The sequence below is a fragment of the Nonomuraea sp. NPDC050394 genome, assembly GCF_044459065.1.
GTDB lineage: Bacteria > Actinomycetota > Actinomycetes > Streptosporangiales > Streptosporangiaceae > Nonomuraea.
On sequence record NZ_JBITIO010000040.1, the window covers coordinates 1 to 9,119 of the forward strand.

4 protein-coding genes, 1 tRNA gene and 1 pseudogene are annotated in these 9,119 nt (G+C 61.7%); 4 read left to right on the forward strand and 2 right to left on the reverse strand.

Going from position 1 to position 9,119, the window contains the following annotated elements:
• Positions 1-311 precede the first annotated feature (311 nt).
• A tRNA-Ala gene (locus ACIBKY_RS55290) sits at positions 312-379 on the forward strand.
• Positions 380-427: 48 nt separating this feature from the next.
• On the opposite strand, the gene ACIBKY_RS55295 is transcribed toward ACIBKY_RS55290, so the two are convergent.
• The gene (locus ACIBKY_RS55295; RefSeq protein WP_379619291.1) at positions 428-661 is read right to left on the reverse strand and encodes a hypothetical protein; all 234 of its coding nucleotides are present in this window, start codon (positions 659-661) and stop codon (positions 428-430) included.
• Positions 662-1,733: 1,072 nt separating this feature from the next.
• Between ACIBKY_RS55295 and ACIBKY_RS55300 the strand changes: the two genes are divergently transcribed.
• Together ACIBKY_RS55300 and ACIBKY_RS55305 are read left to right on the forward strand one after the other, a co-directional pair.
• Positions 1,734-6,200 (forward strand): LamG-like jellyroll fold domain-containing protein, encoded by a 4,467-nt coding sequence (locus ACIBKY_RS55300; protein ID WP_397110753.1) that lies wholly within the window; start codon positions 1,734-1,736, stop codon positions 6,198-6,200.
• Positions 6,201-6,297: 97 nt separating this feature from the next.
• Entirely contained in the window at positions 6,298-6,903 is a 606-nt protein-coding gene (locus ACIBKY_RS55305; protein ID WP_397110755.1) for a hypothetical protein, read from the forward strand.
• A gap of 130 nt (positions 6,904-7,033) precedes the next feature.
• Here the strand turns inward: ACIBKY_RS55305 and ACIBKY_RS55310 are convergent, their stop codons facing one another.
• Positions 7,034-8,299, reverse strand: a complete 1,266-nt coding sequence (locus ACIBKY_RS55310) for an IS701 family transposase (protein WP_397110757.1) — start codon at positions 8,297-8,299, stop codon at positions 7,034-7,036.
• Between the two features lie 285 nt (positions 8,300-8,584).
• On the opposite strand from ACIBKY_RS55310, the pseudogene ACIBKY_RS55315 reads away from it, so the two are divergent.
• Positions 8,585-8,725 (forward strand): annotated as a pseudogene (locus tag ACIBKY_RS55315) (IS5/IS1182 family transposase); the annotation flags it as partial.
• Positions 8,726-9,119 lie beyond the last annotated feature (394 nt).

The window sequence follows — 9,119 nt, forward strand, 5'->3', positions numbered from 1 at the left end:
CAATGGTGACACAGCCACCCCGCGCGAACTTCCTGAGACCCTGACCGCTTAACCTGCAGACACAGGATCACGCGAAGGCTGATTCATACACCACGTCCGTGGACGTGACCCGAGGAGACCCCACATGCAGTGCTGCGTCGTGCGCGACGACTCGAAGGTGAGGGGCAGCAGCTAGGCGCGCGTCCGATAGTCGTCCGGAAGGTGCGAGTACGGCAGCGCCTCACGCCTCTGCTGTACAGCGTAGAAGTACAGCACCTGACACGAACGAGCACTCGACACCCGTCACCATTACATGCTTGAGAGGGAGGCAAGCCGGCGGGCAGAGGGGTGTCGTTCACTCGCAATGAAGGGGTCTCGGGTTCGAATCCCGAAGGCGGCTCCGCAGGAAAGGGTCCTTCCGGATGATCCGGAAGGACCTCGGCGCCGATCACGACGCACGACGCCGCGCCCTGATCCCCATGAACACGAAACCCGCTGCCGTGACGTAGCAGAGCATCGGCAGGGTCTTCCAGAGCACCCAAACGGCGTCGGCTTCCCACCCAACGCAGTTGACCATCATGAACGACGTTACCGACCAGAACAACCAGTCCATTGCGACGAGCGAGATGCACAGCGCAGCCACGACGCCGATCGCGATGCTGAGTCTCCGTCCGAACAGCACGCTCAGGGCACTTCCGAGCAGAGCAACTACAGAGGGCAGAAGGTTCCAAGCGTAGGCCACCCTCGGATCTACGAGCTGGAGGTCCTGCCGCAGGTTCAACCAGGTCGTCTCAAGGTCGGACCAGAGAGCCGAGAGTCCCATTGGAAGCGGACTGTAGCCTGCGCACCCGACCGACTCGCCAGTGAGCAGCGACGGCGTCCAGAGTGATACAAAGCCCAAAACACAGGCGCAGAGCGCAACTGCCCACCAGCGTAAGTAGTCCCAGTGGGGCCGCCTTGGGGGAGCGGGCATAGCAAGCCTCCGTCACGGGAGCCAGGTATCATCTCGATCTCCACAATTCTGGACGTAGAACCAATTGATCGTCACCAGACTCCTGATACCGATGACGAGAGCCTGGCGGTTCTTGTCGCCAGCCGAGGTATACGTCCTCGCTGAGCTCCGGACGCTCCGCTTTGACCAGTTCCTCGGCCCAGCGGTTGAAGGAGCGTCGAGAATCGGGAGAAACGATCGGATGGGTACGGCAAGCAGAAGGCCCAGGTGGTCAAAGGCGCTTCGGCCGGCCTGCCGGCCGCGCTGCGGCTCTCCGGTCTTCGCGACGAGCACCGTCCAACGCGCCACGCCGTGCGGCAGTTGGAGACATAGGACCCCGCGGACACGGTTCCGCCTTGATGCGTCAACGATTCCGAGCTGATCGTCCGCCTGGCTTGGAGGCACGCGGAAGCTGACCTCATTCTCGCAACAGTGGACGCCATACACAACCACCGCGATTTCACGGAAACCCATCACGCCCATCAGGTCTCATAACAGAGGGACGCTTACCCAATACAAAGTCGATCTTTACCGTGAATTATTAGCGTGTCACGATCGCTTCGTTTGTCCCAATGGGTACGAAAGGGGTCACGTGAAACGCACTCGACCAAGGTTCGGCTTACCGGCCGCGATGCGTCGCCGAGGCGCCATCCTGGCAACACTCACCTTATCCGCCTCGCTCCTTGCATCACCGGCGACCGCGGAACCCCCGCCGACCGCAACCGCAGCACCGCTCTCGCACACATCGTCCACCCCAGGCCCGGTGGACGCCGCCAAGGCCGAAGCCAAGCGCACCGGGAAGGAGGTGGAGATCCCCAGCCTCCACACCGAAAACATGACCACCGTCGCCACACCCGGCGGCAAGACGGTCAAGACTTATGTTTCAAGCACTGTCGTCCGTGTCAAGCGCGACGACGGCTGGCACAAGGTCGATCCCACACTGATTGTGGAGAACGGCGTGGTCAAGTCCCGGATGACCAAGCTGGACATCCGGTTATCCAACGGCGGCAGCGCAACTCCGCTGCTCACCGCCAAGGGCGAATTCCTCGGTGTCGAGAAGAGCCAACCCGGCGAAGTCGGCATCGCTGGGCCCGGCAATCTGCCCGTCCCGGAACTGTCTGGAAATACGGCCACCTACCGCTCAGCTTACGGGCGCAACATCGACCTGGTTGTCGCCATTACCCCGGCGGGATACCAACACCAGATCGTGATCCGCGAGCGGCCCCGCGAGCGCCTCAAGCTGCCCGTGCCAATCGATCCGCCCTCCGGCATGCGCTTGGGTAAGTCCTCCAGCGGCAGGCCCGCTGCTCTTGCCGACGGCAAGGAGATCGCCGATCTATCTGCGTTGCCGATCCTGGATGCCAAGGAGATCGCGTCACCAGGCACAGGCAAGGCCAGCACCGTGGCCACAACGCTGACCGGAAGCGGCGACGACACCGCGCTCGTCCTCACTCCCGATGCCACCTTCTTGGCCGATCCGGCGGTTACCTATCCGGTCACAGTGGCAGCCAGCAATTCGACTCCGTGGCATGGGGCCGGCGCCCCCGCGGACACCTTTATCGCCAACGGCGGCAGCTACGTCAACGGCAGCTACGCCGCCAACATGCAAGCGCTGTTCGCCGGGCGCCGGGATGGCTACAACTACCGCTCCTATCTGAAGTTCGATCTCACCAACGCACCGTTCTTCGGCCAGAGGATCGTAGATGCGAACATCATCCTGTGGAACTACCTCTCCAGCGCGTGTGGAGAGGTCGGTGGTATCTCCCTGCACCGCGTTGCCAACGAATGGACCCCCACCACCATCAAGTGGAACGACCAGCCACTCGCTGTAGCTGACGGCCACGTCGTCAACCCTTACGGTAAGGACGAAAGCTGCTCCGACTGGATGGCCGAAGGAGATCTCTGGTATTCCATCGAAGACATCACCCGCGCTTGGGCAAACGGAACGCCTAACCACGGAATCATGGTCCGCGCAGTGGCGGAATCGGGCGCGAACAACTGGCGCCAGTATCTCTCTGGCAACTGGCCCAACGGCACGGAGACCGAGCACCATCCGTTCTTCTACGTCGAGTATGAGGCTCCCCTGCCACCCCTTGGGGCCGTCGGCTGGTACTTCGGAGGGGAAGCCGGAATCACGGATCGCTCCGTGATGGAAGCCATCGACGCCAATCCGGATCTCGCTCGCGCCGCGGGTTCGCTTCCCCTCGCCCAGGACATCACGTTCGAGGAGGCAATCGCCGATCGAAACGCCTCGAGCGAACACTCGGAGGTCCTGCCGGGGGAAATCGTCGCCGACAACCCAGAAACCGATGATCCTCCTCCAGCGGACACCTCGCCACCGACCGTCGCACGCACCGACCCGCAGGCGGACTCGACTGTTTCCGCTGTGTCGGAAATCTACGTCCGGTTCAACGAGGATGTGACCGGGGTACAAGTCACGGTCAAGGATTCCTCCGGCTCACCGGTCGGTGGCGTGGTGGAGTCAAGCCACACGGCCGCTGGGTGGAAGTTCAAACCGCAGACTACGCTCAGTCCTGGGGCATACCACGTAACGGTCGAAGGTGCAGCGGACGCTGCCGGCAACGCCATTACGGCTCCGTACGCCTGGACATTCAGCGTGGGCAGAACAACTGCCGAGGGCTTGGTGGCGGCGTTCGGTTTCGAGGAAGGCTCTGGGACGACCACGGTTGACTCCTCGGGTAACGGCCACACAGGAACTGCATCCGCCACGACATGGGTCAGCGGCAAATTCGGTAACGCCCTGTCTTTCACCGGATCGAACGGTAGCTGGCTCACCGTGCCACACAGCGAATCGTTGCGACTGACCGCCGGCATGACACTCTCCGCGTGGGTCAAGCCGGCCACGAACGACAGCTACCGAACCGTACTCATGAAGGATCACTCAAAGGGCTCCGCCTACGGGATCTACTCCTCCAACGGAACAGTCCCCTCTGCCTGGTTCCTCAAGCCCGACGCCACCAGCCACAACCAGGTGGACGGCACATCCGCCCTACCCGCCAACAGTTGGAGTCACGTAGCAACCACCTACGACGGAACCACAGCCCGCCTCTACGTCAACGGCGACCAAGTCGCGCAGCTCACCACCACCGGCGACCTCGTAGACGATGGCGGCGCGCTCCGCATCGGTGGCAACACCAGATGGGGCGAGTACTTCAACGGCACCATCGACGAAGTACGGATCTACAACCGCGCACAAAGCACCGACGAAATCCAAACCGACATGGCAACTGCCATCACTGAACCTGGACCTCCGCCTGCTGACGGGCAAGGCTTGGTGGCGGCGTTCGGTTTCGAGGAAGGCTCTGGGACGACCACGGTTGACTCCTCGGGTAACGGCCACACAGGAACTGCATCCGCCACGACATGGGTCAGCGGCAAATTCGGTAACGCCCTGTCTTTCACCGGATCGAACGGTAGCTGGCTCACCGTGCCACACAGCGAATCGTTGCGACTGACCGCCGGCATGACACTCTCCGCGTGGGTCAAGCCGGCCACGAACGACAGCTACCGAACCGTACTCATGAAGGATCACTCAAACGGCTCCGCCTACGGGATCTACTCCTCCAACGGAACAGTCCCCTCTGCCTGGTTCCTCAAGCCCGACGCCACCAGCCACAACCAGGTGGACGGCACATCCGCCCTACCCGCCAACAGTTGGAGTCACGTAGCAACCACCTACGACGGAACCACAGCCCGCCTCTACGTCAACGGCGACCAAGTCGCGCAGCTCACCACCACCGGCGACCTCGTAGACGATGGCGGCGCGCTCCGCATCGGTGGCAACACCAGATGGGGCGAGTACTTCAACGGCACCATCGACGAAGTACGGATCTACAACCGCGCACAAAGCACCGACGAAATCCAAACCGACATGGCAACGGCAGTTTCGTTCGCGCCGCCTCTTCGCGGCACCGCCGCGAAATCAGCCGCCGCTGCTATACCGCCGGATCCGGACAACAACCTACCAAAGGCGGCCAACGCCTTCGATAGGCTGACTCCAACCAAGTGCGCCCAGAACGAAAGCCTCTCGGGACGCCCCCAAGGGTGGGTACTCAACCACTACACCTGGTGTCAACTGGGTCGCGTGAACGCCATTTGGCAGTCCGGAAGGTGCATCGATCCCAATTCGACGATCTGTATTCCCGAGCAGGAGACGTTCCGCGCCAAGGTCATGCTGATCGGCCACAGCTTCAACGGCACCGTGGGCGTCGACAGGGCCAAGGGAGATACTCCGCGTGACTTCGTCGTCGAGGCGTACGTGTACGACGCGGCCACGTACGGAGCGATGCCACCCACCCGGCGGATGACACTGAACGTCGACATTGGCAACAAGAAAAACTGCGAAGTTGTCAGGTCTCGGGGCGGGCAATCCATCGACAACTCCCGGAGCGACATCATTAGTAATTGGAAGGTTAATGGGCGAGCCACCTTCTGGTTCAGATGCTCTCCAGGGAAGGCGCCGGTTTTCCGGACGAATGAGTGGGTAACTCCGACAAAGGTTCGGAACGACGAAGACGTAAGCATTACCACCATCCGTCCGTCGGTCAACCTCCCGGACTGGCCCAACACGCGCTGGATGTACATCACCCCGACCGTCAGAACCGTTATCGGAAACAGCATTCGCTGCGACTCCGCGACCTACATCGCCTTCAGATCGGGCGGATGTATCTTCTACAAAACTAAACCCGCGATCAAGTGGACCCATACCGCACCGACCAGAAACCGCACGCTGCAGATGAAGCAAGCATTCCAGCACTATTGGAATGCTTGTACCGACCCGGACGGGCAGACTTACCCGGATAAGCCCGACAAGAATATCTTCGGGTGTGATGTGGGGAACGGTGCAACACACTTGCACCGCGAGACCCAAGAGCAAAGGGATATCAATCAAACGAACACCAACACCAGGTGCAATCGCATGTGGCCTGGCTACACGAACGGCACCGATCCTGATCCAAACAAGTGGAAGCAATGCGATGAAATTCCGTTCGCTTCCACTATGGAGCGAACGATCGCGCCACTTCAACGCGACTTCTCTCTGTGTCCGATCAGAGCGCAACACAATGGCGATGCAGGACTCTATCTCGCTCGGTTCTACGACCTGGACCGCGTTCTGATCGCCGACGCCTTCACTAACCGATTCGATACTTCACAGAACGATCCCATCTCTAGGGACGAACTCTGTGGAGTGCCTACAAATCCGCACTAAATCGGGAGCCCCGGGAGTCGCTATTATCTACTCCCGGGGCGTTCCCCTGAGAGGATGCATAGTGATTGCCGATACCACGCGACACTACGAGAGATTCGTGAGCGAGAACGAATGGCTCGCTTACGGGAGCTTTGGCTGGACCGTCTACAGGCCGTGGAGCAGCCAGGGCACCACGGACACCGTGGCGATCGCAGCAGACCTATCACGAGCCGGTGAGGCTGAGATCACTGAAATGCTTGTGGCCGAAGAACCCAATCTGGCACCCGCCCCCATCGTGTACTTCGAAGAGCTTGGCCCTGGCTACTTTCTCTTTGAATCCGAAGAGAGTTATGTGAGCGAGAACGCCATTCTGGAACTTCTCAGCCGGAATGGTCAACTGTGGAACATGTCATGGAATGCTGGATTTCATAGCCGCATGACATACGCCGAGAGCGGCATCCTTGCACTAAAATGGCTGAATGTCCAGAATCGGGACTTCCCTCGCCGCGAAACGAGATTGGATATCGATGGCTACATCCACAGTGCACTGGCCCTATGTAATGAGGAGAATCGCAATTTCGGTCTAGCAGACATGATGGCCACAATCGAAATGGCTTCCGGCGCGCACCTGTCGAGCGACTGGGTGCAGAATCCTCAAAAGTGCTTCGTGGTTGGGGACCCGCGAACGTGCATCGGATGGCCTTTCGAGGCGGGAGGGCGCTAAATGCACAGAGAGCCTGCGGACTATCTGCGAACCAGACTTGCCAATCTAGAGCCATAGGCCCGAAGTTTGCTCAGCTCGACGGCTCTGTTGACCCTACTCGACTCCCGTTCTCCTAATACTCCAGCCGCACTTATCGATCTTTGAGGTGTTGTCGCTGGTAGTGGCTTTGTCGGGAGCGGGCTTGATGGCGTCGTCGCCAGCGTGACCAGTGCAGGATGTGAGACCGGCTGATGGGCGGCCGGGTCAGCAGGGCGAAGAGGCGGCGGATCTCGTTCGCGGACATCTCGATGAGCTGGCTGGTGCCGGCCGGTGGGACGGGTGCGGCGCTGAGGACTGCACGAGTCACGGCCAGGAAGGCCAGGGCGAGCATGGCCAGAGTGATGTAGCGATACCAGGCGGTATAGAGCCGCACCTGGTACTGGTCGAAGGCGGCTTCGTTCTTGCCGGTCTGGAAGCTTTCCTCGATCGTCCAGCGAGCGCCGGCCACCTCGACCAGGCGCTGTAGCGGCACCGGTCGCGGAGTGTGACACAGGTAGAAGGCCAGGTCGCGGGGATTGCTGAGCGAGCGGCGGATGAGCAGGCGGCGCGCAGGGCTGTCAGTGGCGATCAGCGCCCAGTCGTAGCGCCGTTCGCCCTTGGCTCCAGGGCCGCAGGACAGGCGCTGCCATCCGCTCTTGGGCACCTTGACGGCCATGACGTCGGCGCGGACCTTGCCCACGCCGGTGGCGATCTGGTGGGCACGGGAGACCGCGAACACGTAGGAGATCTGCTGGTCTTCCAGGTAACGGCGCAGGGGTCCGTTGTCGCCGTATGCCTCATCGGCGGTCACCCAGCCGAACGGCACGCCGGCCGCGAGCGCCCGTCCGATCATGGCCTGCAGGAGCTGGGGTTTGGTGGCGAAGCCGACCTGCTCGGGGACATGAGCGCTCGCGCAGCGGTCCGGCCGGGCGATCCAGGAGTCTCTGGGCAGGTAGAGCTCACGATCCAGCACTGCCCGGCCACGGCTGGAGGCGTAGCCGAGGAACACGCCGATCTGGCAGTTGGTGACCTTGCCGAGGGTGCCGGTGTATTGCCGCTGCATCCCTGCCGAGCGGGTGCCTTGTTTGGCGAAGCCGGTGTCGTCGCCGACCAGCACCCCGTCGGGCTCGCCCAGATACCGCATCAGGTAGGTGCGGATATCGTCGCGCACGCCATCGACGTCCCACTTGGCGGCGTTGAACAGCCGCTGCATGCCATCCGGGGTGGCCTCACCGGCGTACTCGGCCAGCGACCAGCCGTTCTTACGCTCCAGCCCGGACAGCAGCCCGCCGAGGCAAGCACGTGCACGCTGTCGAACTTCGGGACGTTTGAACCGGTCGGCTACCAGCGCGAAGGCGTCATCCAGACCCGCTTGCAGACCAGCGGCGCTGACATGTTCTACCCTGGCCAACGCGGCCACCGCATGATCTTCAGCTCCAACACACCTGAATGATCACAGCGGTGGTCGCTCGTCTTTCACCCGGCTACGAGCATGGACGAGCGTGCTCAAGCATGGACGAGCGTGCTACAGCACGACGCAGGCCGTTGCCGCCCAACTCTAAAGTGCGGCTGGAGTACTAAGCCCGTGACCATTTGGCGACTGGTCGTTAGATCATCCGTGGATGTGTTTCTCCGCTGGCTGGTGTCTGACGAGCTGTGAGTTCTGCTCCAGCGGGTGGTCCCACCGGCTCCCATCCGGCCGCAGGCTGGCGGACGACAGTGGGTGGACGATTGGGTGATCTTGGCGGCGATCGAATACGTAGCCATGACAGGCTGTTCTTGGCGGCAGTTGCTTACACCGCCGTACGAGCGCCGGCTGACTACTTCGCGTCCTTCGTGGCCCTCGCTTCAGCCCTAATCTGCTACCGCCGACTCACCAAATGAGTCGCCGTCTAGGCGGATGTCATTGCTGCCGGGGCTTCCGCTCCTCGGGCCTTGGTGGCTCTGCAGTACGGGTCCACTTGCTACCGAGGACAACGGATTCTCGCCTCCGCTGTACAGCGCAGAAGTACAGAAACGCGCGCGCGGACGGCACCATCGATACCGGTCACCGCCACATGCTTGACCAGGGCAGCGAGCCTACGGGCACGGACGTGCCGTTCACTGAGGCTTTTCCAACCTGAGCGTGCAGGCCAGAGTGGATGCGCGAGGGTGGGTTGAGAGAAGAGAAGGCTCCCGGTAAGACAGCAGTCGACCAA